Origin of the sequence: Thalassovita taeanensis (assembly GCF_900110775.1) — a bacterium.
In the GTDB taxonomy this organism is placed as follows: Bacteria; Pseudomonadota; Alphaproteobacteria; order Rhodobacterales; family Rhodobacteraceae; genus Litorimicrobium; species Litorimicrobium taeanense.
Genome location: NZ_FOEP01000016.1, coordinates 1 through 25,949, shown reverse-complemented (window position 1 = coordinate 25,949; position 25,949 = coordinate 1). Strand labels below are relative to the sequence as shown.

Here is a 25,949-nt window from a genome sequence, read left to right as displayed (position 1 = left end):
GATCAGAAAGAAACAGCAGGGTGCGCCCTGCGGGAAGGGGCGGCATGAGGATCATCTGTCCACATTGCGGCGCGCGCGACCGGCGCGAGTTCACCTATCAGGGCGACGCGGTGGCGCTGGAGCGGCCCGCGCCCGACGCGGGCGGTGCGGCCTGGGATGATTATCTGCACAACCGCGAGAACCCCGCCGGGGTGACGCGCGACCTGTGGTATCACGAGCAGGGCTGCGGCGCCTGGCTGGTGGTGACGCGCAATACCGTGACGCATGCGGTGCTGACCACCGATCTGGCCGCAACTGTGCGGGAGGGGCTGGCATGAGGCTTGATGGCAAGGGTCAGATCGACCGCAACAGTCCGGTCAGTTTCAGCTTCGATGGGCGGCGGTATCAGGGCTTCGCCGGGGATACGCTGGCCTCGGCGCTGTTGGCGCATGATGTCCGGCTGGTGGCGCGCTCGTTCAAGTATCATCGCCCGCGCGGGGTTTTGACCGCAGGCAGTGAAGAGCCGAACGCGCTGGTCACGGTCGGGCAGGGGGCGGCGCAGGACCCCAACATCCGTGCCACCACGCTGGAGCTTTTTGACGGGTTGGAGGCGCGCAGCCAGAACCGCTGGCCCTCGCTCGAGTGGGACCTGCTGGCGCTGAACGATCTTGGTGCGCCGTTTCTGGGGGCGGGGTTTTACTACAAGACCTTCATGTGGCCGCGTGCCTTCTGGGAAAAGCTGTATGAGCCGGTGATCCGCCGTGCTGCGGGCCTTGGCGCGCTCAGCGGGCAGCACAATGCTGATACCTATGAGCGCGCTCATGCGCATTGTGATCTGTTGGTGATTGGCGCCGGGCCTGCGGGTCTGATGGCGGCCAAGCTGGCGGCGGACAGCGGCGCCGATGTGATCTTGTGCGACGAGGATACCCGCACCGGCGGGCGGCTGAATGCCGATACGCAGGAGATCGACGGTCTGCCCGGCGCGCTCTGGGCCGAGGAGATCACGGCCGAGCTGGCGGCGATGGAGAATGTGCGGATCATGACCCGCACCACCGTCACCGGCGCCTATGATGGCGGCACATATGGCGCGCTGGAGCGGCTGCCGCACGCCGTCGCCAGCCGCAAAGGCGCGCCCAAGGAAACCTTCTGGCGCATTGTCGCCGGACAGGCGGTGCTGGCCGCAGGCGCGCTGGAGCGCCCGGTGGCATTTCGCAACAATGATCGCCCCGGCATCATGATGGCCAGCGCCGTGCGCGCCTATGTCAACCGCTGGGCGGTCAGTCCGGGCCGCGCCGTGACCCTGTTTGGCAATACCGACAGCATTCACCGCACCGCCGCCGATCTGATCGATGCGGGCGTGCATGTCGCCGCCCTGATTGATGCCCGCCCCGATGCCACCTGTGATCTTGATTTACGGTTCTATCCCGGCGGGCAGGTCTGCGACAGCGCGGGCCGCAAGGGGCTGGAGGCGATCAGCATCGCCACCCCCAGCGGCATCGACAAGATCCAGACCGATTGTCTGGCCATGTCGGGCGGCTGGAACCCCTCGGTGCACCTGACCTGCCACATGAACGGCAGACCGGTGTGGAACCCTGAAATCGCGGCATTTGTCCCCCAGCCGGGCATGGTGCCGGGGCTGACCGCTGCGGGCGCCTGCAATGGCCAGTTTTCCACCCACCAATGCCTGACCGACGGCCTGACCGCCGCCACCACAGCACTTCAGGCGTTGGGCCGCCGGGCGGCCGCCCTCAAATCCCCCCGCGCCGAGGATACGCCCTATGCCATCACCCCGCTCTGGTCGGTGCCGGGCAAAGGCCGCGCCTGGCTGGATTTCCAGAACGACGTGACGGTCAAAGACGTCAAGCAAGCCGCGACCGAGAATTTCCGCAGCGTCGAGCATATGAAACGCTATACCACCCAAGGCATGGCCACCGATCAGGGCAAAAGCTCCAACACCGCCGCCCTTGCGGTGCTGGCCGATGCCACCGGGCGCAGCATTCCGGGCACCGGCACCACGACCTTCCGCCCGCCCTATGTCCCCACCGCCATTGCCGCGATGGGGGCGCACGCACAGGGCACAGGCTTTGCCCCGCAACGCTTCACCACCTCGCACCGGGCCAGCCTCGACGCAGGCGCTCCGATGATCGAGGCCGGGCTGTGGTACCGCCCCAGCGTCTTTCCCGCCCCCGGCGAAACCCACTGGCGCCAAAGCTGCGACCGCGAGGTCGGCATGGTCCGCAACGCCGTCGGCGTCTGCGACGTCTCGACCCTGGGCAAGATCGACATTCAGGGACCGGACGCGGCGAAACTGCTCGACTTCGTCTATACCAACCGCTTCTCCAGCCTCAAACCGGGCCGCTGCCGCTATGGGCTGATGCTGCGCGAAGACGGCCACGTCATGGATGACGGCACCACGGCGCGGCTGGGCGAACATCACTATGTGATGACCACCACCACCGCCGCCGCCGCTCAGGTCATGCGACACCTGGAATTTACCCACCAAGCGCTGCACCCCGAATGGGATGTCTCGCTGATCTCGGTCACGGAACAATGGGCGCAATTCGCCGTTGCCGGGCCAAAATCCCGCGACCTGCTGAATGGCCTGCTGGACAAGCCGCTGAGCAACGACAACTTCCCCTTCATGGCCTGCGGGCCCGCCAGCATCAAAGGCACCAAGGCGCGGCTGTTCCGCATCTCGTTTTCGGGCGAACAGGCCTATGAAATCGCCGTGCCCGCCCGCTTTGGCGACAGCCTGTTCCGGCAACTGGTGGCGCGCGCCGAAACGCTGGACGGCGGAGCGTATGGGATGGAGGCGCTGAACGTGCTGCGCATCGAAAAGGGCTTCCTCACCCACGCCGAACTGCATGGACGCACCACCGCTTTCGATCTGGGGATGGCGCGGATGATCTCCGACGCCAAGGATTGCATCGGCAAAACCGCCGCGCAACGCCCCGGCCTGACCGATCCCGACCGCGAACAACTTGTCGGGTTGAAACCCGTGGGCGCGATCAAGCAGCTGACCGCGGGCGCCCACCTCTTCACCGCAGGCGATGCACCTACCCGCGAAAACGCCCAAGGCTATGTCACCTCGGTCGCCTTCTCGCCGACACTGGGGCACTTCATGGGGCTGGCCTTCGTGCAACGCGGCCCCGCCCGACTGGGCGAGGTGATCACACTGGTGGACCACCTGCGCGGCATCACCACACGGGTCGAAATCTGCGACCCGGTGTTTTTCGACCAAGACGGAGGACGCGCCCGTGGCTGACCTGACCGCGAAAACCCCCTGCGCCGGGCTGCTGCCGCTCAGCATCGGCACGCTGACCCTGACAGAAGTAGACCCCGGCCACATGACCGCCGTCGCGCCGCTCAAAGGCCAAACCTCTGCCCTGTCCGAGGCGCTGAAAACCGCCCATGGCATGGCACTGCCCGCGCCCAATCGCGCAACCGGCAAAGACGGCGCCCGCACGATCTGGTTTGGCCATGCCCACAGCCTGCTGATCGGCCCCGCGCCGGACCCTTCGCTGGCGCAATATGCGGCGCTGACCGACCAATCCGACGCTTGGGCCGTTGTCCGACTGGAAGGGCCGGGGGCCGCCGACGTGCTGGCGCGCCTGACCCCGCTCGACCTGCGCGCACCGCAGTTCAAACGCGGCCACACCGCGCGCACTGACCTGATGCACATGATGGCCTCGATCACCCGCACCGGGCCGCAGGCGTTTCAGATCATGGTCTTCCGCTCGATGGCGCACACCCTCGTGCACGACCTGAAAACTGCGATCGAGGCGGTTACAGCGCGCGCCGGATGATCCGGGCTGATGTTTCTTTCTGACTGAAATACTCAAACGCCACATGCCGCACCGACGCGCCCGCCAGTGGGCCGCGCGTCGGTGGCCACGGTCGATTTTTGAGTATTTGGATCAGAAAGAAACACAGGCGCGCAGTATCCCGCCCGCGCAGCGCGCCGCGATCCGGGGCGAACTTGCACAAGGTTGAATAGGCTGGCATCAAGGCGGAAATCGTTTTGACTCGAGGTGCTCCATGATCCGTTTTCTGACCGTTGCCGCGCTGGTTCTCGCAGGTCCGGCTTTTGCCGAAACCGATGCCGAGAAACAGGACCGCTGTGCGCTTCAGTCCGATATCGTCGCTCAGGCGGTCGATCTGCGCAGCAGGCACAAGTCGGAAATGCGCGCGACCAAAACGATCCAGAAAGCCGAAGGTATCGCAGGGACCAAGTATCAGGCCAACGTCGATGTGCTGGTGAACTGGGTGTATTCGCTGCCGGACGATCAGGTGAACGAAGGTGTCGCCCGCAGCTTCACCGACGCCTGTCTGGCCTATTCGCAATAGGCGCGGTTCCTGATCTCTGGGGCGGGTCGGCTGTCGGTCGGTCTTTCTGCATGCTATGTGCATGTGATGTGCATGTCTTGTGCGTGCTGCGTTTTAACCGCTGCCAAGCCCATGGCATTGGCCGGTTCCTCGGACTATATTCACCTTCATGAGTCTCCCACCCGGTTTCCTTGATGAATTGCGCACCCGCACCAGCCTGTCTCAGGTGGTGGGGCGCAAGGTCATGTGGGATCCGCGCAAATCCAATCAGGGCAAGGGCGACATGTGGGCGCCATGCCCGTTCCATCAGGAAAAAAGCGCGTCTTTTCATGTAGATGACCGCAAGGGGTATTATTATTGCTTCGGCTGCCACGCCAAGGGCGACGCCATCAGCTTTGTGCGCGAAACCGAAAATGTCGATTTTATGGAGGCGGTCGAGATTCTCGCGCGTGAGGCCGGCCTGCCGATGCCCGCCCGTGATCCGCAGGCCCAGCAAAAATCCGACCGCCGCACGCAGCTGGCCGAGGTCATGGATCTCGCTGTCCAGTTCTTCCGCCTTCAGCTCAGGACAGGCGCCGCCCAGGCGGCGCGATCCTATCTTGACCGGCGCGGGCTTGCCCCTGCTACGCTTGAGCGGTTTGAAATCGGGTTTGCGCCGGATGCCTGGCAGGGGCTGTGGGATCACCTGACCGCCAAGGGTGTGCCCGAGGATCTGATCCTCGGGGCCGGTCTGGCCAAGGCCTCGACCAAGGGCAAACGCCCGTATGATACCTTTCGCAACCGCATCATCTATCCGATCCGCGACCCACGCGGGCGCTGCATCGCCTTTGGCGGCCGGGCGATGGACCCAAACGACAACGCCAAATACCTCAACTCGCCCGAGACCGAACTGTTCGACAAGGGGCGCAGCCTTTACAACCACGGCCCCGCACGCGAGGCGGCAGGCAAGGGCCAGCCGCTGATCGTCGCCGAAGGCTATATGGATGTGATCGCCCTGTCCGAGGCCGGGTTCGGTGCCACGGTCGCCCCGCTTGGCACCGCTGTGACCGAAACGCAGCTGCAGCTGCTGTGGCGCATCGCGCCTGAGCCGATTATCGCGCTGGATGGCGATACCGCCGGCCTGCGCGCTGCGATGCGGGTGATTGATACTGCCCTGCCACTGCTGGAAGCCGGGCAATCGCTGCGCTTCGCCATCCTGCCCGAGGGCAAGGACCCCGACGACCTGATCCGCGCAGGTGGGGCAGGGGCGATGCAGACCCTGCTGGATCAGGCGATCCCGATGGTCAGCCTGCTGTGGCAGCGCGAAACCGAAGGCCGCGTGTTTGACAGCCCCGAACGCAAGGCCGCGCTGGACAAGGCGTTGCGCGAAAAGATCAAGCTGATCAAGGACCCCTCTATTCGCGGCCACTATGGCGAGGCGATCAAGGAGATGCGCTGGGACCTGTTCGGACAGTCGCGCAAACGCGCCGCGTTCAACCCGGGCTTTGCGCCGGGTGGCAAAGGCAAATGGCAACGCCCCGGCACCCCCGCCCCGGCACAGGCCAGCACCAAATCCTCGATGCTGGTGGCCTCGGGGGACGGTGTGCAGAACCACCTGCGCGAATCCGTGATCCTGGCCACTCTGGTTCTGACCCCCAGCCTGATCGCTGAATTCGAAAGTCAGCTTGAGCGGATGGTCTGCCATGCCCCTGATCTGGCACATCTGCGCGACATCCTGTTGCGCTATGCGGGGCCGGGTGCCAATGCGGATGGCAATCTGGCGCATAAGATTTCCGATGCGATGGGCCCTGACGGGGTTGAAAGCCTGCTGGCGCTGCCCCATGTCGCCATTGCACCCTCGATCCGTCGGCCCGGCGACGCAGAGATCGCGCGCATGACCGTGGCCGAGGAACTGGCCAAGCTGCAAGCCGCCCGTGGCTGGATCGAGGAGGTAGATGAGGCCGCCGAAGAAATGTTCAGCGATGTGCTGGACGAGTCGCTGACATGGCGTGTCGCCCATGCCGCCGAGGTGCACAACAAAGCGATTCGCAGTCAGCAGGAAGATAAGGCAGAATATGACGTGGCTCCCAACGGCGTCCGAATCAAGCGCGACGAGCGCAGCGTTCTTGACGCCCTGACCAGCAAAATCAACTTCGCCAAACGCACAAGATAGGCGTTTTAGTGAGGAATTAGGAAAGAAATCCGGTTAGACGGGTGTCCGAATCACTCAATCACGCTATTGATTCGGGTTAACGAATCACCCGCCGACCAAGCCAGCCGCAAGACCACACCTGCGCAGGAGACGTACATGGCCGCCAAAGATACCGACGACAGCAAGCCAGAAGATCAGGAAAACGACGGCAGCCTCGACATGAGCCAAGCCGCCGTCAAAAAGATGATCGCCGAGGCGCGAGAGCGGGGCTACATCACCTACGATCAGCTCAATCAGGTGCTGCCGCCCGATCAGGTGTCCTCGGAACAGATCGAAGACGTGATGTCGATGCTCTCGGAAATGGGCATCAACATCATCGAGGATGACGAGGTCGAGGAGGAAGAAAGCAAATCCACCGCGATCGTCGATGCCTCTGCGAACCGCGATGTGGCGTTGTCCTCGGGCACCGGCGAAAAACTTGACCGCACCGATGACCCGGTCCGCATGTACCTGCGCGAGATGGGCAGCGTCGAACTGCTGAGCCGCGAAGGCGAGATTGCCATCGCCAAGCGGATCGAGGCCGGCCGCAACACCATGATCGCGGGCCTGTGCGAAAGCCCGCTGACCTTTCAGGCGATCACGATCTGGCGCGACGAACTTCTGTCCGAAGACATCCTGCTGCGCGATGTGATCGACCTCGAAGCGACCTTCGGCACCCACATGGAAGAAGAGGGCGCCAACGAACCCGTGGTCGAAGTGGCCAACGCCACCACCGCCCCCAAAGCCACCTCGGACGAGCAGGAATATGACGCCGACGGCAATCCGATCAATAACGATGATGACGACGACGACGAAGACGAACAGGCCAACATGTCGCTTGCCGCGATGGAGGCTGCGCTGAAGCAGCGCGTTCTCGACACGCTGAACCACATCGCCGCCGATTTTGCGCGCCTGTCCGAAATGCAGGACAGCCGGATTTCCGCCACGTTGAACGAGGATGACAGCTTCTCCTCCGTAGAAGAAGTTACCTATCAGACCCTGCGTTCGGAAATCGTGCTGCTGGTGAATGAACTTCACCTGCACAACAACCGGATCGAGGCCCTGATCGATCAGCTCTACGGCATCAACCGCCGTGTGATGCAGATCGACAGCGCGATGGTCAAACTCGCCGATCAGGCCCGGATCAACCGGCGCGAATTCGTCGATGCCTATCGTGGTTGCGAACTTGACCCGACATGGCTGGAGCGGATGGGCGAAAAGCCCGGTCGCGGCTGGCAGATGTTCATCGAACGCTCGACCGACAAGGTCGAAGAGCTGCGCAACGACATGGCGCAGGTCGGTCAATACGTCGGTCTGGACATCAGCGAATTCCGCCGCATCGTTGCTCAGGTGCAGAAGGGCGAAAAAGAAGCCCGCCAAGCCAAGAAAGAGATGGTCGAAGCCAACCTGCGCCTCGTGATCTCGATCGCCAAGAAATACACCAACCGCGGGCTGCAGTTCCTTGACCTCATTCAGGAAGGCAACATTGGCCTGATGAAGGCCGTGGATAAATTCGAATACCGTCGCGGGTATAAGTTTTCGACCTACGCCACCTGGTGGATCCGTCAGGCGATCACCCGCTCGATCGCCGATCAGGCCCGCACCATCCGTATCCCGGTGCACATGATCGAAACGATCAACAAGCTGGTCCGCACCGGTCGCCAGATGCTGCACGAAATCGGTCGCGAACCCACGCCCGAAGAGCTGGCCGAAAAGCTGCAAATGCCGCTCGAAAAAGTGCGCAAGGTGATGAAGATCGCCAAAGAGCCGATCTCCCTCGAAACCCCGATCGGCGACGAAGAAGACAGCCAGCTGGGCGATTTCATCGAGGACAAGAATGCCGTGCTGCCGCTCGACAGCGCCATTCAGGAAAACCTCAAGGAAACCACGACCCGCGTCCTCGCCTCGCTCACCCCGCGAGAAGAGCGCGTGTTGCGGATGCGGTTTGGCATCGGCATGAACACCGACCACACCCTCGAAGAGGTTGGTCAGCAGTTCAGCGTGACCCGCGAACGGATCCGTCAGATCGAGGCCAAGGCCCTGCGCAAACTGAAACACCCCAGCCGCTCGCGCAAACTGCGCAGCTTTCTGGATCAGTAAAGCACCGACGGAATACCGACGCGATACCGACGTTATACCGACACGCAAAAGGCACCCTTCGGGGGGCCTTTTCGCGTTCTGCCGCATTCACGAAATTGCGTTCACATGCCCCTTTCGCTGGCGCGAACAAACTCCTACTTTTGAATGTATCCGCATCACCGGAGGTTCTCCATGCGTCTCGCTCCTTTGTCCCTCGCCCTGATCGCAAGCCTTGCGACCGCCCTTCCGGCACAGGCCTATATTGCCGAGAACCGGCTCGTGGTCACGCCGCTCTCGGTCCCCGGTTCGTTCGAGGTGATTTCGCGCCCCGGCACCGGGCCACGCGAATTCTGGTGCGCTGCCGCCAGCTATGCTCAGACCCAGCTTGGCAGGCCGACCACATCGCGCATCTTCATTGAATCCGGCCTTGGCCCGGCCCAAACGGAACCCGGCAAATCCGCCGTCGTCTATACCGTCGCCCCCACGCCCGCCTTGGCACAGGGGCCGCGCCCCGGTGAAGGTGGCAATTACTTTGTGTCCATGCGCAAACCGGGCTTCAACCTGTCTGTGTCACATGCGCGCAGCTTTTGTTCTGATCGTGATTTCGATGCCGGGGACTCCGATTGGTTTCCGTGACGCTACAGCGCCTTGGCGCATGACAGACCGGACCGGTTTTCGCCCATTTAGCGGCGGCACTTTCCGTCTACCCAAACTCTAGAGGCTGCCCTATAGTACCTGTGGATAAGTTGGGGGCGCACCCCACAGACTGAGGCGGAAACAAGAGGGGACCGGCGATGCGTTGCCCGTTTTGCGGAAATATTGATACGCAGGTGAAGGATTCTCGCCCGGCCGAGGATCACGTTTCGATCCGGCGGCGGCGGTTTTGCCCCGCCTGCGGCGGACGGTTCACGACCTACGAACGCGTGCAGCTACGCGATCTGGTGGTGATTAAATCAAACGGTCGGCGCGAAGAGTTCGACCGCGACAAGCTGGAACGCTCGGTTCGGATCAGCCTGCAAAAACGCCCTGTCGAACCCGAGCGTATGGATCAGATGATCTCGGGCATCGTCCGGCGGCTCGAAAGCCTGGGCGAAACCGATATTCCCTCAAAAACCATTGGCGAGATCGTGATGGAGGCGCTCGCGCGCATCGACACCGTCGCCTATGTGAGATTTGCCAGCGTTTACAAAAACTTCCAAGCCGCAGACGATTTCGATAAATTCGTCTCCGAGCTGCGCCCAGATGCCGCGCGCGAAGAGTGAGCGATACGGATAAACGCTTCCTTGCGCTGGCCCTGTCGCTGGGGCGGCGCGGGCAGGGCAACACTTGGCCCAACCCGGCTGTCGGCTGCGTGATCGTGCGCGATGGTCGTATTGTCGGGCGCGGCTGGACCGCCCCCGGCGGCAGGCCGCATGCCGAACCTCAGGCTCTGGCGCAGGCCGGGCCACTGGCGCGCGGCGCCACGGCCTATGTCAGTCTCGAACCCTGCGCCCATCATGGCCAGACACCGCCCTGCGCCGAAGCGCTGATTGCCGCCGGTATTACCCGCGTCGTGGCACCGCTGGCCGACACCGATCCGCGCGTTTCGGGGCGCGGCTTTGAAATACTCCGCGCCGCGGGGGTTGAGGTCAGCACCGGCCTGCTGGCCGAACAGGCCGCCCATGATCACGCCGGGTTCTTCCTGCGCGCCGGGCAGCAGACGCGGCCATGGTTGACCCTGAAACTCGCCAGCAGTTTCGATGGCCGCATCGCCACGGCCACCGGCGAAAGCCAATGGATCACCGCCCCCCCGGCCCGTCGCATGGTGCACGCCTTGCGCGCGCGCCACGATGCGGTGATGGTCGGCGCAGGCACCGCCCGCGTTGATGATCCGTCCCTGACCGTCCGCGATATGGGCGTGACCCGTCAGCCGCTGCGCATTGTCATCTCGCGTCGGCTTGACCTGCCTCTGTCGGGGCAGCTTGCCCGCACCGCCAACGAGGTGCCGGTCTGGATTTGCCACGGCCCCAATACCGATCCAAGCCTGACCAGCGCCTGGACCGGGCTGGGCGCGCGCCTGATCCCCTGCGCCCTCAACGGTCGGCAAGTCGACCCCACCTCGGCCCTGCATGAGCTTGGCCGCCTCGGCCTGACCCGCATCTTCTGCGAGGGTGGCAGCACCCTTGCCGCCTCTCTGCTCCACGCCGATTTGGTGGACGAGCTGATCGGCTTCACCGCAGGCCTTGCCATCGGCGCCGAAGGCCTGCCCGCAATCGGGGCTCTGGGCTTGGCTCACCTGCCCGAAGCCCCACGCTTTGCCCTGTCCGAAACCCGCGCTCTTGGCCCCGACATCATGCACCGCTGGCTTCGCGTGCCCGCCTGACGCGTGAACCGCTTCAATCGGCTCCCAGTTTCTTTCTGATAAAAATACTCAAACCGCCGTCGCAGCCCGCGTACTCAGCGCCACAGATGCGCCCAGCCCGCAAATATCCCCTGCACCTTCGCCAACACCCGCGCCGCGCGCCCCATTGTCGGCACCGTGCCCGCGGCCAGCCGGTCCACGATCACCTCCACCGGGCAGGCCAGCCCTGTCACCGGATCGCGGTAGCGCGGATAGTCGATCAACACCGCATGCACCAACCCGTCCAGCGCTACATGCGCCTGCCGTCGCGCGGGCACTCGGCCCAGATCGCGAGTCAGGCCCCAACCGGCGTAAAACGGCGTGCCCAGTACCACCACCTTCACCCCGCGCAACAGCGCCTCGAACCCCAGAAGCGAGGTCATGGTCCAAACCTCCTGCACCTGGTCCAGCACCGCCACCGGATCGGCCTGCTCCAGAACCGCATCCGCCAGCTCCAGCGCTGCATCGTGCGGCACCGCGCCGGGGCGCAGCCCGGCCTCGACATCCGGGTGCGGCTTATACAGGATCACCGCGTCCGGGTTGGCCGCCCGCGCCGCGCGCAGCAACCCCAGATTGGTACAGACATCGCCCGCCCCCAACCGGATCGAGGCATCGTCCTCCACCTGACCCGGCACCAGAATGCGCCGCCCCTCGGGCAGATCGGGCAGGGCGCCGCCCAGATTATACTTGCTCAGGCCCGCCCGGCAGACCTGCACCCGCAACGCCTGCGCTCGCAGCTCTTGATCGGGGCGCAGGCGTGCGCGTGCGGCAATCAATCGCTCCAACCGGCTTTCCCGCGTCGGATCGTAATAAATTCCCAGATCGTCACAGACCAGCGACAGCGGCGGTACCAGCTCGGCCCCCAATCCGCGCGAGCGCAGAAACCCGTCCTCGATCCGCACCGCAGCCTCCGGCGCCAGATCAGCCTTGCCGGCCCAGACCATCGCCCCGCGCGCATGACCCACTGCCGTCATCCGTGCCCGAAACCGCACCGGTTTCACGCCGCCGAAAAACCCGTTCAGCGCCCGGCGCTTCCACAGCCGCATCCCCGCCGCATCCCAGCCCAGCCGATCCTCGCGCCATGCCCGTGCCTGAGCCGCCGCCGCCTCGATCGCCTGCTCGGCGCTGCACAACCGGTCGCGATAGGGATCATACCAAAGCGGATACAGCAGCATCGCCCCGGCGAACAATTGCGCCCGCGTCAGGTTACGCTGCCGCCGTGCAACCGGGGTGAAATCTTCGCTCAGCCCCCAGCCTGCATAAAACGGCTGGCCAAAGACCTTTGGCCGGTGCCCGGCCAAGATCGCCTCGAACCCCATCTGTGATGACACGGTATACACCGCCACCGCCCCCTCCAGCAGCGCCCAGGGGCTGACTGCGCCGTCAAACAGCTCGACCTGCTTGCTTGCCACATCTGTGCCAAAATACCCCTGCCGATACCCCTGTGCGGTCTCGGGGTGGGTCTTGATCACAATCCGCGCGCCGGGGTTTTCCTCCTGCGCGTAATACAGCATCTCGCGGAAGGTGTTGCTGTCGGCCCGCCCCCGCGTGACCGAGGCATCGCCGCGCGTCTGATCCACTACCAGAACATACCCCGGAGCGGGCAGGGGGGCCGCCGGGTCATAGCCGTAATATTTGCTCAGGTCCGCCTCGCGCAGCCGCGCGATACAGCCGCGTGCGCGCGCCAACAATGCCGTATCATCCAACGGATGGGTCGCCAGCAGCTCTTCCAGATCCGAGGGGGCAGAACTGTCATAATGCATTCCCTTGCGGTCGATCACCAAGCCCAGCGGCGGCTCTCCGGCGCGGCCCGGCTGCATCGAGCGTAAAAATGCGTCCTCCACCCGGATGATCGCGGCACCGGTCTTATCCGCCACCGCCTCGCCCCGCGCGGCATAGGGGGAATGGCCCCAGACCGCGATCAGATCTTCGGCACCGGGTTTGCCCAGCCTCAGATCATATCCCGCCAGCTGAACAATCCGCCGCACCCGGCGTTGCTTCAGGAACCCCGCGTTGAAATAGAAAAGCCGCCGGGGCGTTGCTTCCCCGGCGGCTTCGTCAAATTCGCGTCCAGTCAAAGGGCTTATCCCCCGAGAGAGGTGACGCCCGAACTCACAGTCCCAACCGAGCTAAGCGTGCCGGTCAGTGCCGAAATCGTCTTGTTCCACTGGGTGAACGGCGCTTCGGTCACATAGAGCGTATCCTCGTCGCGCACGGCAAAGTCACGCGCCATGAACAGCCCGTTCGGCTCGGTCAGGTCCAGAACATAGACCATCCGCTGCGCCCCTTGCAGGTCATTGCGCCCCAGAACCTGATTGGCAATCTCAGCCGGTTCGTTGCGGAAAACAAAAACGCCGGTCGGATCGGCGGCGCTGGACACCAGACCGCCAACTTGGGCAATTGCCTCAACCGCTGAAACGGTCTGGCTTTCGAACCCGACACGCGATTGGGTGCCGGTGGCCCCCAGCGCGGTAAAGGTGCGGGTGTCGCCCTCGACCAGAATACGGTCACCGCCGCGCAGGGCGATGTCCAATTCGGGGTGTGCATAGAGATCCTGCAACCAGATCCGCCCGTGCTCGGTGCCGCGCGTCACGGTGATCTGAGCAATCTCGGGCTCGATCGTTACACCGCCTGCGCGGGCCAACATCGTGGCCAGCGTCCGGGTCGGACGCTCGATGGCGAAGACGCCTTGCGCGCCCACCGCACCAACCAGCGACACGGTCGAGCCATCCCCGGCCGAGCGGCGCACTTCGACCTGCGGGTCGGGTGTCTGGTCTTCCAGTTTGGAAGTGATGATCCGGCGCAGCGCTTCGGGCGTGTTGCCCGCAGCCCGCACCCGACCTGCATAGGGCACAAAGATGAACCCCGCGCCATCGACCTGCACCTCGGCCAAGGTGGTGGCCGAACTTGCAGCGCTGGCCAGCAGCCCGTCCTCGACGTTTTCCCACACCGTCAGGCTCAGGGTGTCGCCGGGGCGGATCACGTCCGACCCAAGCTGTGCCGCGCGGGTGAACTGGTCGGAAAACCCAAGCGCCGGAACAACAGCTGTGGCGCGCGTTACCCGATCATTGACCGACACGATGAAGGCATCACCCTCGTTCATGATCGATCCTGCGAAAATTTCTTTTTTGGTGGGGCCGGTCCGCGGCAGGCCACAAGAGGCAACCAGCGCGACGATAGCAAAAAGGGCGACGGACTTCGCCCGGCGGCTTGCAAAGGGTTTCACTGCTCGGTCTCCTCGACCTTGTTATTATTCTGCCTCAAGTCTTTTGACCAACTTAGCGGAATCCAGAACAAAAATCTAGCGCTACAGGTTGTGTTGTTCAGGTCACCAGGCGCAACTGTTGCCGTGGAGCCGCGGTTCCCGATTTTAGTGCCTCATATGGGTCTTCGGGCGAAAGCATCATGTCAACAACGTGGCGAAGCAACTGCCTGCGCCCGCGCGCAGAATAGAACCCACCGGGGATTTGGCTGGTTTCAAGCAGATAGCGGCGATAGTCGCGATAGGCTGACAGATCGGGCCGCTTGGCCCCGGCGAAAAACGCAGGCAAGGCCTGATCCGACACAAATTCCGGCTTGGCATAGACCGCATCGCCAAAGACCTTCAGCGGGATACCGCGCCACAGCACCTGCTGTGCGGCGGTGGAATTGACCGTGACCGCGCTGCGTGCCTCGTTCAGCAACCGCGCCAGCTTGCCACCGCGCACGAAATGCACCCGGTCGGCCACGCCCGCCTCTTTGGCGATGCGGGCGATTTCCTGGCGCAACGGCACCCGGCCATCCTCCAGTGGGTGCGCCTTGATCACCAGATGATGATGCCCCGGCGCGCCTTCGGCAAAGCCGCGAATGCTCAGTTCCAGGAACTCGGCCATCGTGTCAAAGGGCGAATGCTTCTGGAAGCTGCTGTCATGCTCAAGCTGCAACAACGCCAGATGATAGGGAAACCCGCCATGCTTGATCCGAAACGTCGCCAGACCGCGCTCGGCCATCAAGACCGGGGTCATCACCAGCCGACGCAGATACAGTTTGAATTCCTGCGTGACCGACAGATCCCGATGCGGCCGGAATTTGCGATACTGCCCGTTTCGGAACATCACGAACCAATGATACAGCGCGCCGTAAAACACATGCTGCCGCATGTCGCCCCAATGGCCCGGCGGGGCCGGAGGCGAGGATGTATCCGACAAGGCCAAAGCCCGACGCATCTGTTTCACACTGGTGTGCATCAGCCGCGAGTTGCCATTGGTCCCGCCGCGCTCGTAGGTGACCCAGAAGGGGCGCAAATACCCTTCCTCGAACACATGCACCATCAGGCCCGCGCGCTGCGCCCGTGCCACCGCCTCGGAATGAATGGCGCGGGTGTCGCCGTAGAGCACGATATCGGTCACACCCTTTTCGGCCACCAGCGCCTCGAAGGCATCGGGCCAGTCCTCGGGCCGTCCGCAATAGGGGATATAGCTGGAGGGATGAAACCAGAACGCCCGGTCGCCCGCGTTGAAGCCGACGCGCCAGACCTGCATGCCCGCCCGTCGCAGCATCTTTCCCAACTGGTGAAAGAATGGCCCATGCGGCCCCTGAAGGCACAAAAAAACGCGCGGTTGTTTGGTCGGGATACTCATACCAATATTACTCGTCATTGCTCGTCTCAAAAGTGTTTCCCTAGGGTTACTCTATGTCTCGGGCAATAATATGGCGAAATCCGAGCAGTCACCGGCTTGTCAGTCCGAAACCTAACGGCTACCTCAGAGCACGGAGTATCGCAAGTTTACTACGACGATCACCAGAGGGGCGACCATGTTTACAGGCATCATTACCGATATTGGCGAAGTTCGGCAGCTTGAACAGCGCGGCGACCTGCGCGCGCGCATCGGCACGCGCTATGACATGCACCGCGTTGATCTGGGCGCATCCATCGCCTGCGACGGGGTTTGCCTGACGGTGATCGCCAAGGGCGCCGATTGGTTTGATGTCGATGTCTCGGCGGAAACCGTGTCAAAAACCAACCTTGCCCAATGGGGCGCCGGGCATCGGGTGAACCTGGAACGCGCGCTGAAGGTCGGGGATGAGCTGGGCGGGCATATCGTGTCAGGCCATGTCGATGGCGTGGCCGAGGTGGTGGCAATGAAAGACGAAGGCGACAGCACCCGCGTCACCCTGCGCGCCCCCGCCGCGCTGGCGCGGTATATCGCGCCCAAAGGCTCGATCGCGCTGAATGGTACCTCGTTGACGGTGAATGAAGTCGAAGGCCGCGAGTTCGGTATCAACTTCATCCCGCATACCAAGGAAATGACGACCTGGGGCGATGTGGGCGTCGGGGACAACATCAACCTCGAGATCGACACGCTGGCGCGCTATGTCGCCCGGCTGCGCGAATTCGACCCGGTCTGATCGCGCCCCTGCGGCGGGGTCGGCCCTGCACCGGGTCTGTCGAAGGTGAGTATTTGGATCAGAAAGAAGCCAGGTGCGGCGAGACACATTCATGTATTGTGTTGCGTCCGGCTGGAACTGCTTTATCCTTGGGCGCGAACAGGGAGGGTCTAAAATGAGCATGTTCACCCCCAGCCGTCGTGAAATTCTGAGACTGGCCGCAATGGCCCCCGCCTTTGCGCTGCCGAGCATGGCGCGGGCTGATCTGGGCGCCCCGCAGGGGGAAAACCCCGCGCATTTCCGTTTCACGCTGGGCGAAGCCAAGCTGACGATTCTATCGGACGGGTATTTTCAGGTGCCTACCGGCGGCGTCGGAATAAATGCCGATCCGGCTGAGGTGCGCGCCTTTCTGGAGGCGCATTATCTGTCACCCGAACAGGGGTACTCTCATACCAACCACCTGCTGATCGAGTTGGACGAGGCCAAGGTGCTGGTGGATGTCGGTTCGGGCAACCGCTTCTTTGATACCACGGGGCGGCTTTTGGCTAATATGGCAGCGGCGGGGGTGGACCCGTCCACGATCACCCACGTGGTCATCACCCACGCCCATCCTGATCACATCTGGGGCATCCGCGATGATTTCGACGAGGCGATTTTTCCGGACGCGGAATATGTGTTGGGGGCTGCCGAGCACGCCTATTGGATGCAGGATGATCTGGTCAACAAGGTCGAGCCCGCCGATCAGCAATTCGTGCTGGGCGCGGTGAATTCCATCAATTGTGACGGCGTCGAATGGGTACTGGCCACTGACGGGCAGGAGGTCGCGCCGGGCATCCGCGTCATCGACACCCCCGGCCACACGCCGGGCCACATGAGCGTTTTGATCGAGAGTGATGGCCAGCAATTGATGGCGCTTGGCGATGCGATGACCCACGCGTGGTTGAGCTTCCGCCGCCCCGACTGGTTCAACGGTACCGACACGATTGGCGATCTGACCGTGGCCACCCGGAGGCGCCTGCTGGATATGGCTGCAACCGATCGGATCGCGGTGCTGGGCTATCACTTTCCCTTCCCCGGCGTCGGCCATGTCCTGCGCGAGGGAGAGGACTTCAGCTTCATCCCGGCACTCTGGCAGTTCTGAGCAACGTTTTCGGCAGCCAAGACGCCGCGTTGCCTCTGGCATTTCCACCCCGCCTGCGGTATCTGGCGGGGTGAAATCCGAGAGGGGATCCCATGTCCGACACAGCGCCTTTTGAAACGCCCGGTCCGGTTGAGGAAAACTGGCGCGACGCGATCAGCCCGATCGAAGAGATCATCGAGGATGCCCGCAACGGCCGGATGTTCATCCTTGTTGATCACGAAGACCGCGAAAACGAAGGCGATCTAGTGATCCCGGCCCAGATGGCCACGCCCGAGGCGATCAACTTCATGGCGATGCACGGGCGCGGGTTGATCTGCCTGACGCTGACCGGCGAACGCGTCGACGCGCTGGGTTTGCCCTTGATGGCGTCCTACAATTCCTCGCGGCATGAAACCGCGTTTACCGTGTCGATCGAGGCGCGCGAGGGCGTCAGCACCGGCATTTCCGCCCATGACCGCGCCCGCACCGTGGCTGTGGCGATCGACGCGGGTAAATCCTCGGCCGATATCGCAACGCCGGGGCATGTGTTCCCGCTGCGCGCCCGTGATGGCGGCGTGCTGGTCCGCGCTGGCCATACCGAGGCTGCGGTGGATGTGTCGCGCCTTGCCGGGCTCAACCCCTCGGGTGTGATTTGTGAGATCATGAACGAGGATGGCTCGATGTCGCGCTTGCCCGATCTGGTCGCTTTCGCCCAGAAACAGGGGCTGAAAATCGGCACGATTTCCGATCTGATCGCCTATCGCCGTCGTTATGACAATCTGGTCAAGGTCCGTTCGGAGCAGCAGATCGTTTCGGAATTCGGCGGGGACTGGACCCTGCGGATTTACACCGATGCGATCAAAGGCTCGGAACATATCGTGCTGATCAAGGGCGATGTCACGACAGACGTCCCGGTTCTGACCCGCGTCCACACGCTTGACCCGATGCTTGATCTGGTCGGCGCAGGCCCCACTGGTCGAGCGGCGGAATTCGCAGACGCGATGCGGATGATCGCCGCCGAGGGGCGCGGCGTGATCGTGCTGTTGCGCGACACTCATATGAAAATGGTGATGCAGGACGAGGCCAGCCCACAAACCCTGCGTCAGGCCGGGCTGGGCGCGCAAATCCTGTCCTCGCTGGGGCTGTCGAAACTGACCCTGCTGACCAATTCGCCCAAGCCCAATGTGGTTGGGCTGGATGCGTACGGGCTGGAAATTACCGGAACCCGCAAAATCACCGGAGAGATCTGATGGCTGGCCACGAAACCCACTATATCCTGCCGCGCCCCAGCTTTGACAAACCCGTCAAGCTGCTGATCGTTGTCTCGCCATATTATAAAGACATCGCCGACAATATGATCGCCGGTGCCCTGGCCGAAATCGAAGCCGCCGGTGCCACCCACGAACTGGTTGAGGTTCCCGGCGCACTGGAAATTCCCACCGCCATCGGTATTGCGGGCCGGATGAGTAACTTTGACGGCTATGTCGCCCTTGGCTGCGTCATCCGCGGCGAAACCACCCACTATGATACCGTCTGCAACGACAGCAGCCGCGCCTTGCAATTGCTGGGCCTTCAGGGCCTTTGCATTGGCAACGGCATTCTGACGGTGGAAAACCGAAAACAGGCCGAAGTCCGCGCAGATCCCGCCGATCAGAATAAAGGCGGCGGCGCAGCGGCCGCGGCCTTGCATCTGATCGCACTCAGCCGTAAGTGGGGCGGCCAGCGCAAGGGCGTGGGCTTCATGCCCGCAACCGAAGAGTACAAGCTGGCTGGCGAACTGAAGGACAACCCCACCGCATGAGCACCGACGACCAGCTGACCCCGCTTTCGGGCAACCAGAAGCGCAAGATGAAATCCGCCTCCCGGCTTTATGCCGTGCAGGCGCTGTTTCAGATGGAACACTCCGGCCTGACAGCCGAAGCGATCGCGTCCGAGTTCGTAGAATTCCGCTTTGGCGCTGCCTATGACGGCACCGAAATGCAGGATGGTGATCCTCAGCTGTTTCGCAAGGTGCTGAACGATGCGGTGAACTGGCAGGCGAAAATCGACCAGATGACCGACCGCGCGCTGGTGGCCAAATGGCCGATCGCCCGTATCGACCCGACCCTGCGCGCCCTGTTCCGCGCCGCCGGGGCCGAATTGGTCCAAAGCGAAACGCCGCCCAAAGTGGTCATCACTGAATATGTCGACGTCGCCCGCGCTTTCTTTCCCGATGGCAAAGAGCCAAGCTTCGTCAACGCCGTGCTGGATCACATGGCGCGCGAGGCTCGGCCCGAAGCGTTCTGATCCGACCGTCAGATCGCCGCCGCTATAACTCCGTCACCTGACCAACTGCCAATACTGCTCCGGTGGGGGCGCCGGTGAGCGATCCGCCCGGCGGTTCGTCGCTGATCGCCAGCACCAGCGTGGCCACGCCCGCGCGCAGTCCCTCGGGCAGCGTGACAACGGCTTTGGCCTCGCCCGGCAATACTCCCAACGACACCGGGGCGGCGTCGCCCGCAATCGCCCACAGTTCCAGTGCGCGGCCGTCTTGCGCTGCACCTGCGGTGCGCGTGATGCGAAGCTCGCCCGCCTCGGGCGCATAGAGCGCCAGCACCCGCAGGCTGGCATCCGCCGCTGCAATCTCGCTGACATAAACCGGCCCGCGGGCTCCGGTCTGAGGCCCCGGAACGGTCAGGTTTTGCGCCGCAAAGAACCCTGCCACCGCCAGCGAGGCGAAGCTGATGCCCTGCCAAATCCCGGCCCGCTGCCACAATGGCACCCGACGCGGCGGCGCGCCAAACAGTCGCTCCTGAACTCCGATCTTGACCGATTTCGGCGGTACCACCTCGGCGAACTCGTCGTTCAGCCCGGCGAAATACGCCTCCCAGCGTGCAACACTTTGTTGCGCGCCATGATCCGTCGCCAAGCGCCGCTCAAACGCGCGCGCGTCGTCGGGCGCCAGCAGGCGCAGCACATATTCCGCCGCCAGCAGATCGTCGTCTTTCTCACTCGCATCGGTCATGCGCTCATACACTCCCTCAGGCTGATCAGACTGCGCCGCAGCCAGGTCCGCATCGTATTCAGCGGCACATCAAACACCGCCGCCAGATCGGCATAGCTCTGCCCCTCAAGATATACCCCGCGCACCGCCCGGCCTTTGTCGGCCTCCAGCTGATCCAGACATCCCACGATCCGCGCCGCCTCTGACGCCGCAACAACGCTTTGCTCTGGCGTCGGGCCGCGATCGCTCAACCGCTCTGTCAGATCGCCAACATCTTCAGTCTCGCGCTGTCGGCGCAGCCGGTCAATCGCTGAGTTGCGCGCAATCGTGATCATCCATGTCATCGGGCTTGTCCCCGTGCTTAAATACCGATCCGCATAGCGCCAGATCTTGATATAGGCCTCCTGAACCACGTCTTCGGCTCCGGCCCTGTCCTTCAAGATACGCATCGTCACACCGAAAAGTTTCGCACTGGTCGCGTCGTATAGCTCCGAGAACGCCTTGCGGTCGCCAATCGACACTTTCGCGATCAGGGCTTCGATCTGTGCAAGCGATGTCATGCGGGCCTCCCTCAGACTGGTCTTTGACCTAAGCCTAGTTGAGCGTTGCGACAAGGCAATGTTTTTACGCGAAAAAAAAACAACCGGCGCTTTCATACACCTGTCAAACCAACACGACACACGCCGGACAAAAAAATCGCCACGGCCTGAAACTCTGTGTCATCCGCCCGCGTATCTGTTTGCGGGGAATATAAGACAGGACGCCGGAAAATGCTTTCTCTGCTCAAAACGATCGGTCTTTGCCTAAAATACGATGCGGCCCACGTTGGCCACAACGCTGCACGCGCAGCTGACCGCCCGCGCGTTAGCCGTGAAGAAATCACGAGTCTGTTCTCGGACGTGCTCGGACACCACGCTGCCGCGCGTGACTGACGTGGGGCTCATCACCACATATGCTGACTAAACCAAAGGTCCCACCAATGTCTGATCTCATGCGCAAAGCGCGCACAAATCGGTTGATCGCCCTGCGCGCGCTGGCCGCCCGCGACCGGAATATCTTCTCCGAGCAGTACCAAAACCGCCCCGGGCGCCCGCCGATGCCCGCTTTGCAGGCGCGTTCTGGCCCGCGTTAAGGCGGTTCTCCGCCCCGCGTCATGTCGCCGCTTGTAAATGAAGGGGCAGGGCATATCTTACATGCATGAAAGGATATGCATTATGCCCAAACTTATCCGCCTCTATATTACTCAGGTCTTAATTGGCTTTGGCATCTCTGCCGCATTTGTCGCCATGCTGCTGTGGTTCAACGTCGCCAATCTGTGGCATCTGGTGTCGCATTCTGATGCGGGCGTGCTGGCAGTGGTGATCTTGTGGTTTGCAAACGGGATCGTTTTCGCCGGAGTGCAATTCGCCATCGCCGTCATGCGGCTCAAGGATGATGACGACGATCAGACTGGCGGTCGCCGCGATCCGATCCGCATCGACATGACCCGCATGATCCCGGTCCACGCCGAAGCGCCTGCCAAACAGGGCACTCCGCGCCGTCGCTGATCCTTATTGCGAAATAGCTGCGCTGCCGAATGATCTGAGGCAGCGGGGCTTAGAACGAGAGCAAGGCACTTTCGATTTTATCGAGGGTGCCTTTTGTCCGAAAAAGGTCTAGCAAAACCCAATGACAACTGCTCGAACACATCACTTGTGTTGACGTAAGGCGGGGTCACCGCCTTACGTTGTTGTTTTGTCAGTGCTTGAACTTCTTGATCTCGCCTGACGCAAGGCGTGCGCTATAGGAGTGCATCTCCTTACGAACAATCGACATCAGGAAATAGAGCCCGGTGATGTTCACCACCGCCATCGCAAAGATCGCCGCATCCGAGAAGTCGATGACCGGACCAAGGCTGGCGGCAGCGCCGATAACCACAAAAACGCAGAAGATGACTTTGAAGATCAGCTCAGAGATTTTGCCTTCGCCAAAAAGATAGGTCCATGCTTTGAGCCCATAGTAAGACCACGAAATCATGGTTGAGAAGGCGAAGAGAACAACCGCAATCGCCAGCACATACGGGAACCAGCTGATCCCGGACGCAAAGGCCGCCGACGTCAAGGCGACACCGCTGTTGCCATCCACCGTTGCGATGGAACTTCCGTCAAGAACATACAGACCCGTCGCTGGGTCCGAGATCAACTGACCCGAGATCGTGATCACCAAAGCGGTCATCGTGCAGATCACAACCGTGTCGATCAGCGGCTCGAGCAGGGAAACGAACCCTTCGGTGATCGGCTCATTGGTGCGCACCGCCGAGTGGGCGATGGCCGCAGAGCCGACACCGGCCTCGTTTGAAAACGCGGCCCGTTTGAAGCCCTGGATCAGCGCGCCGACAAAGCCGCCCGCAATCCCCAGGCCGGTAAAGGCACCGGTAAAGATCTGACCAAAGGCCCAGCCAATCTTGTCATAGTTAACCAGCAGGATGATCAGCGCCGCGCCAACATACAGAATGCCCATAAACGGCACGACCTTTTCGGTCACATTGGCGATGGATTTGATCCCGCCAACGATCACCGCAAAGACAATAACCGCAAAGACGATACCGGTGATCCAACCGGGGTATTCACCGAAGATGCCAGAGATCTGCGCATGCGCCTGATTGGCCTGAAACATGTTCCCGCCGCCCAAGGCCCCAAGAATACAGAAAATCGCAAACAGCACCGACAGGACTTTCCCGCCGGGCAACCCGCGCTCTGCAAACCCCTTCGAGATATAGTACATTGGCCCCCCGGAAACGGACCCATCGGCGTATTCGTTGCGGTACTTCACACCCAAGGTACATTCGGTGAACTTGGAAGCCATGCCCAGCAAACCCGCCAGGATCATCCAGAAGGTTGCCCCCGGTCCGCCAATGCCGACGGCCACAGCAACACCAGCGATGTTGCCCAAGCCAACGGTTCCGGAAAGCGCGGTGGTCAGCGCCTGGAAATGGCTGACCTCGCCTGCGTCTTTGGGGTCAGAATAGTCGCCTCTGACCAGCGCGATGGCGTGGCTGAAGAAGCGCAGTTGGACGAAGGCGAAGTAAAACGTGAAGACCGTTGCCGCCACGACCAGCCACAAAACGATCCAGGGAAAGCTTGTTCCGGGTAGGGGGGCAAAGATCAGGCTTACAAAAGGACCGGTGAATTTAGCAAAGGCCGAGTTGACCTTTTCGTCCAGCGTCATCGCCTCTTGTGCGTAGGCCGGTAACGCGAACGCGATGCCCGGCGCAGCGAGGAGTGTTTTTGCTATCAGTTTCATGATTTCTACTTTCCCTAGGCGATGACTGTGACAGGCACGGTTGCGCTCATGACAAGGTTCGACGTCGCGCTGCCGAAGAAACGCTTGGCAAACCCGCCTTCCGAGGACCGGCAAACGATGATCTGCTGGCCACCTTGCTCTTCGCAAATGGCGTTGAGCGTGTCCGCCACATCGCCGTGGCGCACAACGCCTTGCACCTTCAATCCAGCGGCTGTCAGTTCGTTTACGGCGGGATCAATGATCCGCTCGCGCGCCGTCGAAATCTCTTCTTCTCGCCGCTTGTGCCGCATCGCGTTCTCTTCTGGTGTCTGGAAAGAATAAGGTGACCATTCGATCACGTAAGCGACCACCAGCTCGCAGTCGCCGATAAGCGCCGCAAGGTTGCTTGCAAAGGCAAGTGCCCTGTCCCCCGAACCTGTCCCGTCGAGGCCCACTATCAATTTCGTTGTCATTTTTTGTTCCTTTTTCCCTGTTGCTCCACCCGCGATCAGCGGGTGGCCCGAAAAGCCGGACATAATTTACCCCGTACGGTTCAAAAAAAGGGGGCTTCACGCATACAGCTTTCACACGAATAGGATAACCATTTTGGGTGGTCATGAAGCCTAAGTTTCGGGCTAATCCGGGCGTATTGCCTGAATCGCGCGGAAAATATGGGCTAAACGGCCGGGTCCTGGGGCTTTTCGGCATGTATTTGGGCGATTGCCCCGTGCTGAGGTGGCGTGCACTGACGTGACGTTGGACAGTCGGGAGCCCGCGCAAAAGCTGCGCTGGCTCTGACATCTGTGTCGATCACCGTGGATTTAGTGAAATCGGCGCCCGCGCTGCCATGTAACAAGCCATTGCGATGGCAATAAGACGCGACCAATAGTTGAAAATGAGGTGGTTTGTGTAAACCAACCTGCAAACCAAGGGGAACGATTTCTGATAATTAGTGGAGGCGAGTACCGGACTCGCTACCATTTCTCTAAGCCACTGAAAGGATTTGGCTATCAAGCGTGTGGTTTGCTTGCGTGTCCCACTTTGTGTCACACTAGAGCGAACTGCAAGCAGAATTAACTTGAACAGGAAGTCTATTCTAAACCCGACGGCATTACTGTTCATTTGACATGCATGGGCTAGCTCTATCCCGGCTCTGAGATGAATCCAGCCTATTAGATGCAGGGATTATCTATGGCCTTAATTCGGTCCTACCTACTGAGCCTCTAATCTCTCTCCATCTCTCGGGCTAACTCTCTGGGCGTCTCTATGCCTGCATTCACCGGCCTAGGGCTGACCTAAGCTAGCTCTATGGGCTTACCTAGGGCTGGCCCCTCTTTTTTAAGACAGATACAGGCTAAAACAGCCCAAATCCGGCTTTTCTTCTTAGGGAGGCACACAAGGGCAGGGTTAGCCCCGGGCTGATCCCCGGTCTGCAAAAGAGACAGATCAGCCGCGCCAGCCCACGCCTTGCCACAGGTCAGCCCTGAGGGCGGCGATGGGTGTACCCTGTGCCTAGCCTAGCTCCCCCCCTACCCCTTGCCCCGGCCTAGCTCTCAGGGCTGGCCCTCGTCGCTCTCAGAGCACATGCAGCGGCTCGTCGGCGATCTGCACCTAGGGCGGCCCTATGGGGGAAGCTGGCCGCGCGGATAGGGAAGATACCCCCCTTAAAAAATTTTATCGCAGCATTATGCCTTGAGTTCCGAAAGGTTACGGACCGCCTCTGCTGGGTCAAATCCAAGCGCTTCTCCAAGTCTGATCAGCTCAATAACGTCGATACGTCGCTGCCCGCTCTCGATGCGCGCTACGTGTGACTGGTATACACCCAAACGTTGGGCAACTTCGGCTTGGTTCAGTCCTGCGGCCAACCTGCATGTTTTGATATATGCAACGAGTGCGTCGTGCCTTTTATCACCTAGCGTCTTTGGCATTCACCGCATTCCACCCTTGTCAGATGGTGCAAGCACTTATATCCATAATTCAGTTATCTAAAAAATGGATATTGACGGGTGTCACATGTGGATCTTTGGACTGACGGTAGTTGCATTCTTCGTAGTGCGTCACGTAGTGCAGCGAGGGCGGACTTTTGTTTGCGCTGTAGACTACCTACGGATGATAGATGCGGGAGCTTCGGTGGCTGAAGCAAACGACCTTTCCAGCAATTTGTTCACCCCCAACTCAAACCCTGACTGTGACCTGAGCCCCTAAAACTCCTCCAAATTTGTGTAGAGTCCGCCCAACAAAAGGACGGACAAATGAAGGCACGATTTACGGATGAACAGATCAT

The 25,949-nt window shown here is 61.8% G+C and carries 24 protein-coding genes; 16 read left to right on the top strand and 8 right to left on the bottom strand.

Going from position 1 to position 25,949, the window contains the following annotated elements; translation table 11 throughout:
* Positions 1–44: 44 nt before the first annotated feature.
* The 9 genes from BSF79_RS16700 to ribD all read left to right on the top strand — a co-directional run bounded on the left by BSF79_RS16700 (position 45) and on the right by ribD (position 10,916).
* Positions 45–317 carry a sarcosine oxidase subunit delta gene (locus BSF79_RS16700; protein ID WP_090270973.1) on the top strand — a complete coding sequence of 91 codons (273 nt, stop codon included), beginning with the start codon at positions 45–47 and terminating at the stop codon, positions 315–317.
* The gene (locus BSF79_RS16695) at positions 314–3,244 is read left to right on the top strand and encodes a sarcosine oxidase subunit alpha family protein (protein ID WP_090270972.1); all 2,931 of its coding nucleotides are present in this window, start codon (positions 314–316) and stop codon (positions 3,242–3,244) included. Before BSF79_RS16700 ends, BSF79_RS16695 begins: the two co-directional genes overlap by 4 nt.
* Positions 3,237–3,785, top strand: coding sequence for a sarcosine oxidase subunit gamma (locus BSF79_RS16690; RefSeq protein WP_090270971.1), 549 nt, complete (start codon positions 3,237–3,239; stop codon positions 3,783–3,785). Before BSF79_RS16695 ends, BSF79_RS16690 begins: the two co-directional genes overlap by 8 nt.
* 232 nt (positions 3,786–4,017) lie before the next feature.
* Positions 4,018–4,326: a hypothetical protein gene (locus BSF79_RS16680; RefSeq protein WP_090270969.1), complete on the top strand. Its 309-nt coding sequence runs from the start codon at positions 4,018–4,020 to the stop codon at positions 4,324–4,326.
* 148 nt (positions 4,327–4,474) lie between these two features.
* Complete coding sequence (gene dnaG / locus BSF79_RS16675) at positions 4,475–6,457, top strand: DNA primase (protein ID WP_090270968.1); 1,983 nt, start codon at positions 4,475–4,477, stop codon at positions 6,455–6,457.
* Between the two features lie 135 nt (positions 6,458–6,592).
* Positions 6,593–8,575, top strand: a complete 1,983-nt coding sequence (rpoD, locus tag BSF79_RS16670) for an RNA polymerase sigma factor RpoD (protein ID WP_090270967.1) — start codon at positions 6,593–6,595, stop codon at positions 8,573–8,575.
* A gap of 171 nt (positions 8,576–8,746) precedes the next feature.
* Positions 8,747–9,190, top strand: coding sequence for a hypothetical protein (locus tag BSF79_RS16665; protein ID WP_090270966.1), 444 nt, complete (start codon positions 8,747–8,749; stop codon positions 9,188–9,190).
* A 158-nt stretch (positions 9,191–9,348) separates the two neighbouring features.
* Positions 9,349–9,816, top strand: coding sequence for a transcriptional regulator NrdR (gene nrdR / locus BSF79_RS16660; protein WP_090270965.1), 468 nt, complete (start codon positions 9,349–9,351; stop codon positions 9,814–9,816).
* Positions 9,813–10,916 carry a bifunctional diaminohydroxyphosphoribosylaminopyrimidine deaminase/5-amino-6-(5-phosphoribosylamino)uracil reductase RibD gene (gene ribD / locus BSF79_RS16655; RefSeq protein WP_090270964.1) on the top strand — a complete coding sequence of 368 codons (1,104 nt, stop codon included), beginning with the start codon at positions 9,813–9,815 and terminating at the stop codon, positions 10,914–10,916. Before nrdR ends, ribD begins: the two co-directional genes overlap by 4 nt.
* Positions 10,917–10,990: 74 nt before the next feature.
* Here ribD and BSF79_RS16650 read toward each other — a convergent pair whose 3' ends face one another.
* The 3 genes from BSF79_RS16650 to BSF79_RS16640 form a co-directional block, all read right to left on the bottom strand.
* Complete coding sequence (locus BSF79_RS16650; protein WP_090270963.1) at positions 10,991–13,012, bottom strand: capsular polysaccharide biosynthesis protein; 2,022 nt, start codon at positions 13,010–13,012, stop codon at positions 10,991–10,993.
* 5 nt (positions 13,013–13,017) lie between these two features.
* A complete protein-coding gene (locus BSF79_RS16645; protein WP_090270962.1) occupies positions 13,018–14,160 on the bottom strand; it encodes a polysaccharide biosynthesis/export family protein in 1,143 nt (380 codons plus the stop codon).
* A 97-nt stretch (positions 14,161–14,257) separates the two neighbouring features.
* Positions 14,258–15,553 carry a capsule biosynthesis protein gene (locus BSF79_RS16640; protein ID WP_090270961.1) on the bottom strand — a complete coding sequence of 432 codons (1,296 nt, stop codon included), beginning with the start codon at positions 15,551–15,553 and terminating at the stop codon, positions 14,258–14,260.
* Between the two features lie 175 nt (positions 15,554–15,728).
* Between BSF79_RS16640 and BSF79_RS16635 the strand changes: the two genes are divergently transcribed.
* From BSF79_RS16635 to nusB, 5 genes are all read left to right on the top strand, one after another.
* Entirely contained in the window at positions 15,729–16,322 is a 594-nt protein-coding gene (locus BSF79_RS16635) for a riboflavin synthase (RefSeq protein ID WP_090270960.1), read from the top strand.
* A gap of 154 nt (positions 16,323–16,476) precedes the next feature.
* Positions 16,477–17,442 (top strand): MBL fold metallo-hydrolase, encoded by a 966-nt coding sequence (locus BSF79_RS16630; protein ID WP_090270959.1) that lies wholly within the window; start codon positions 16,477–16,479, stop codon positions 17,440–17,442.
* Between the two features lie 92 nt (positions 17,443–17,534).
* The gene (gene ribB / locus BSF79_RS16625) at positions 17,535–18,671 is read left to right on the top strand and encodes a 3,4-dihydroxy-2-butanone-4-phosphate synthase (RefSeq protein WP_090270958.1); all 1,137 of its coding nucleotides are present in this window, start codon (positions 17,535–17,537) and stop codon (positions 18,669–18,671) included.
* On the top strand, positions 18,671–19,222 hold the full coding sequence (locus tag BSF79_RS16620; protein WP_090270957.1) for a 6,7-dimethyl-8-ribityllumazine synthase: 552 nt from the start codon (positions 18,671–18,673) through the stop codon (positions 19,220–19,222). Before ribB ends, BSF79_RS16620 begins: the two co-directional genes overlap by 1 nt.
* Complete coding sequence (gene nusB, locus BSF79_RS16615; protein WP_090270956.1) at positions 19,219–19,707, top strand: transcription antitermination factor NusB; 489 nt, start codon at positions 19,219–19,221, stop codon at positions 19,705–19,707. The genes BSF79_RS16620 and nusB overlap by 4 nt, the downstream gene beginning before the upstream one ends.
* A 22-nt stretch (positions 19,708–19,729) precedes the next feature.
* On the opposite strand, the gene BSF79_RS16610 is transcribed toward nusB, so the two are convergent.
* A complete protein-coding gene (locus tag BSF79_RS16610; RefSeq protein ID WP_090270955.1) occupies positions 19,730–20,425 on the bottom strand; it encodes an anti-sigma factor in 696 nt (231 codons plus the stop codon).
* Positions 20,422–20,964: a sigma-70 family RNA polymerase sigma factor gene (locus BSF79_RS16605; protein WP_090270954.1), complete on the bottom strand. Its 543-nt coding sequence runs from the start codon at positions 20,962–20,964 to the stop codon at positions 20,422–20,424. Before BSF79_RS16605 ends, BSF79_RS16610 begins: the two co-directional genes overlap by 4 nt.
* A gap of 419 nt (positions 20,965–21,383) precedes the next feature.
* Between BSF79_RS16605 and BSF79_RS19845 the strand changes: the two genes are divergently transcribed.
* Positions 21,384–21,536 (top strand): hypothetical protein, encoded by a 153-nt coding sequence (locus tag BSF79_RS19845; protein WP_175545361.1) that lies wholly within the window; start codon positions 21,384–21,386, stop codon positions 21,534–21,536.
* Between the two features lie 82 nt (positions 21,537–21,618).
* On the top strand, positions 21,619–21,951 hold the full coding sequence (locus BSF79_RS16600) for a hypothetical protein (RefSeq protein ID WP_090270953.1): 333 nt from the start codon (positions 21,619–21,621) through the stop codon (positions 21,949–21,951).
* 190 nt (positions 21,952–22,141) lie between these two features.
* Here BSF79_RS16600 and BSF79_RS16595 read toward each other — a convergent pair whose 3' ends face one another.
* The 3 genes from BSF79_RS16595 to BSF79_RS16585 all read right to left on the bottom strand — a co-directional run bounded on the left by BSF79_RS16595 (position 22,142) and on the right by BSF79_RS16585 (position 25,593).
* Positions 22,142–23,686 (bottom strand): alanine/glycine:cation symporter family protein, encoded by a 1,545-nt coding sequence (locus BSF79_RS16595; protein WP_090270952.1) that lies wholly within the window; start codon positions 23,684–23,686, stop codon positions 22,142–22,144.
* A gap of 14 nt (positions 23,687–23,700) precedes the next feature.
* Positions 23,701–24,138, bottom strand: a complete 438-nt coding sequence (locus BSF79_RS16590; RefSeq protein WP_090271044.1) for a universal stress protein — start codon at positions 24,136–24,138, stop codon at positions 23,701–23,703.
* Between the two features lie 1,212 nt (positions 24,139–25,350).
* Positions 25,351–25,593 (bottom strand): helix-turn-helix domain-containing protein, encoded by a 243-nt coding sequence (locus BSF79_RS16585; RefSeq protein WP_090270951.1) that lies wholly within the window; start codon positions 25,591–25,593, stop codon positions 25,351–25,353.
* Positions 25,594–25,949: the final 356 nt, after the last annotated feature.

Bases quoted from the DNA above. Each gene is read 5' to 3' on its own strand.
- BSF79_RS16700 (WP_090270973.1), top strand. From the start codon at position 45: ATGAGGATCATCTGTCCACATTGCGGCGCGCGCGACCGGCGCGAGTTC.
- BSF79_RS16695 (WP_090270972.1), top strand. From the start codon at position 314: ATGAGGCTTGATGGCAAGGGTCAGATCGACCGCAACAGTCCGGTCAGT.
- BSF79_RS16680 (WP_090270969.1), top strand. From the start codon at position 4,018: ATGATCCGTTTTCTGACCGTTGCCGCGCTGGTTCTCGCAGGTCCGGCT.
- dnaG (WP_090270968.1), top strand. From the start codon at position 4,475: ATGAGTCTCCCACCCGGTTTCCTTGATGAATTGCGCACCCGCACCAGC.
- rpoD (WP_090270967.1), top strand. From the start codon at position 6,593: ATGGCCGCCAAAGATACCGACGACAGCAAGCCAGAAGATCAGGAAAAC.
- BSF79_RS16665 (WP_090270966.1), top strand. From the start codon at position 8,747: ATGCGTCTCGCTCCTTTGTCCCTCGCCCTGATCGCAAGCCTTGCGACC.
- nrdR (WP_090270965.1), top strand. From the start codon at position 9,349: ATGCGTTGCCCGTTTTGCGGAAATATTGATACGCAGGTGAAGGATTCT.
- BSF79_RS16640 (WP_090270961.1), bottom strand. From the start codon at position 15,553: ATGAGTATCCCGACCAAACAACCGCGCGTTTTTTTGTGCCTTCAGGGG.
- BSF79_RS16635 (WP_090270960.1), top strand. From the start codon at position 15,729: ATGTTTACAGGCATCATTACCGATATTGGCGAAGTTCGGCAGCTTGAA.
- BSF79_RS16630 (WP_090270959.1), top strand. From the start codon at position 16,477: ATGAGCATGTTCACCCCCAGCCGTCGTGAAATTCTGAGACTGGCCGCA.
- ribB (WP_090270958.1), top strand. From the start codon at position 17,535: ATGTCCGACACAGCGCCTTTTGAAACGCCCGGTCCGGTTGAGGAAAAC.
- BSF79_RS16620 (WP_090270957.1), top strand. From the start codon at position 18,671: ATGGCTGGCCACGAAACCCACTATATCCTGCCGCGCCCCAGCTTTGAC.
- nusB (WP_090270956.1), top strand. From the start codon at position 19,219: ATGAGCACCGACGACCAGCTGACCCCGCTTTCGGGCAACCAGAAGCGC.
- BSF79_RS16610 (WP_090270955.1), bottom strand. From the start codon at position 20,425: ATGACCGATGCGAGTGAGAAAGACGACGATCTGCTGGCGGCGGAATAT.
- BSF79_RS16605 (WP_090270954.1), bottom strand. From the start codon at position 20,964: ATGACATCGCTTGCACAGATCGAAGCCCTGATCGCGAAAGTGTCGATT.
- BSF79_RS19845 (WP_175545361.1), top strand. From the start codon at position 21,384: ATGTCTGATCTCATGCGCAAAGCGCGCACAAATCGGTTGATCGCCCTG.
- BSF79_RS16600 (WP_090270953.1), top strand. From the start codon at position 21,619: ATGCCCAAACTTATCCGCCTCTATATTACTCAGGTCTTAATTGGCTTT.
- BSF79_RS16595 (WP_090270952.1), bottom strand. From the start codon at position 23,686: ATGAAACTGATAGCAAAAACACTCCTCGCTGCGCCGGGCATCGCGTTC.
- BSF79_RS16590 (WP_090271044.1), bottom strand. From the start codon at position 24,138: ATGACAACGAAATTGATAGTGGGCCTCGACGGGACAGGTTCGGGGGAC.
- BSF79_RS16585 (WP_090270951.1), bottom strand. From the start codon at position 25,593: ATGCCAAAGACGCTAGGTGATAAAAGGCACGACGCACTCGTTGCATAT.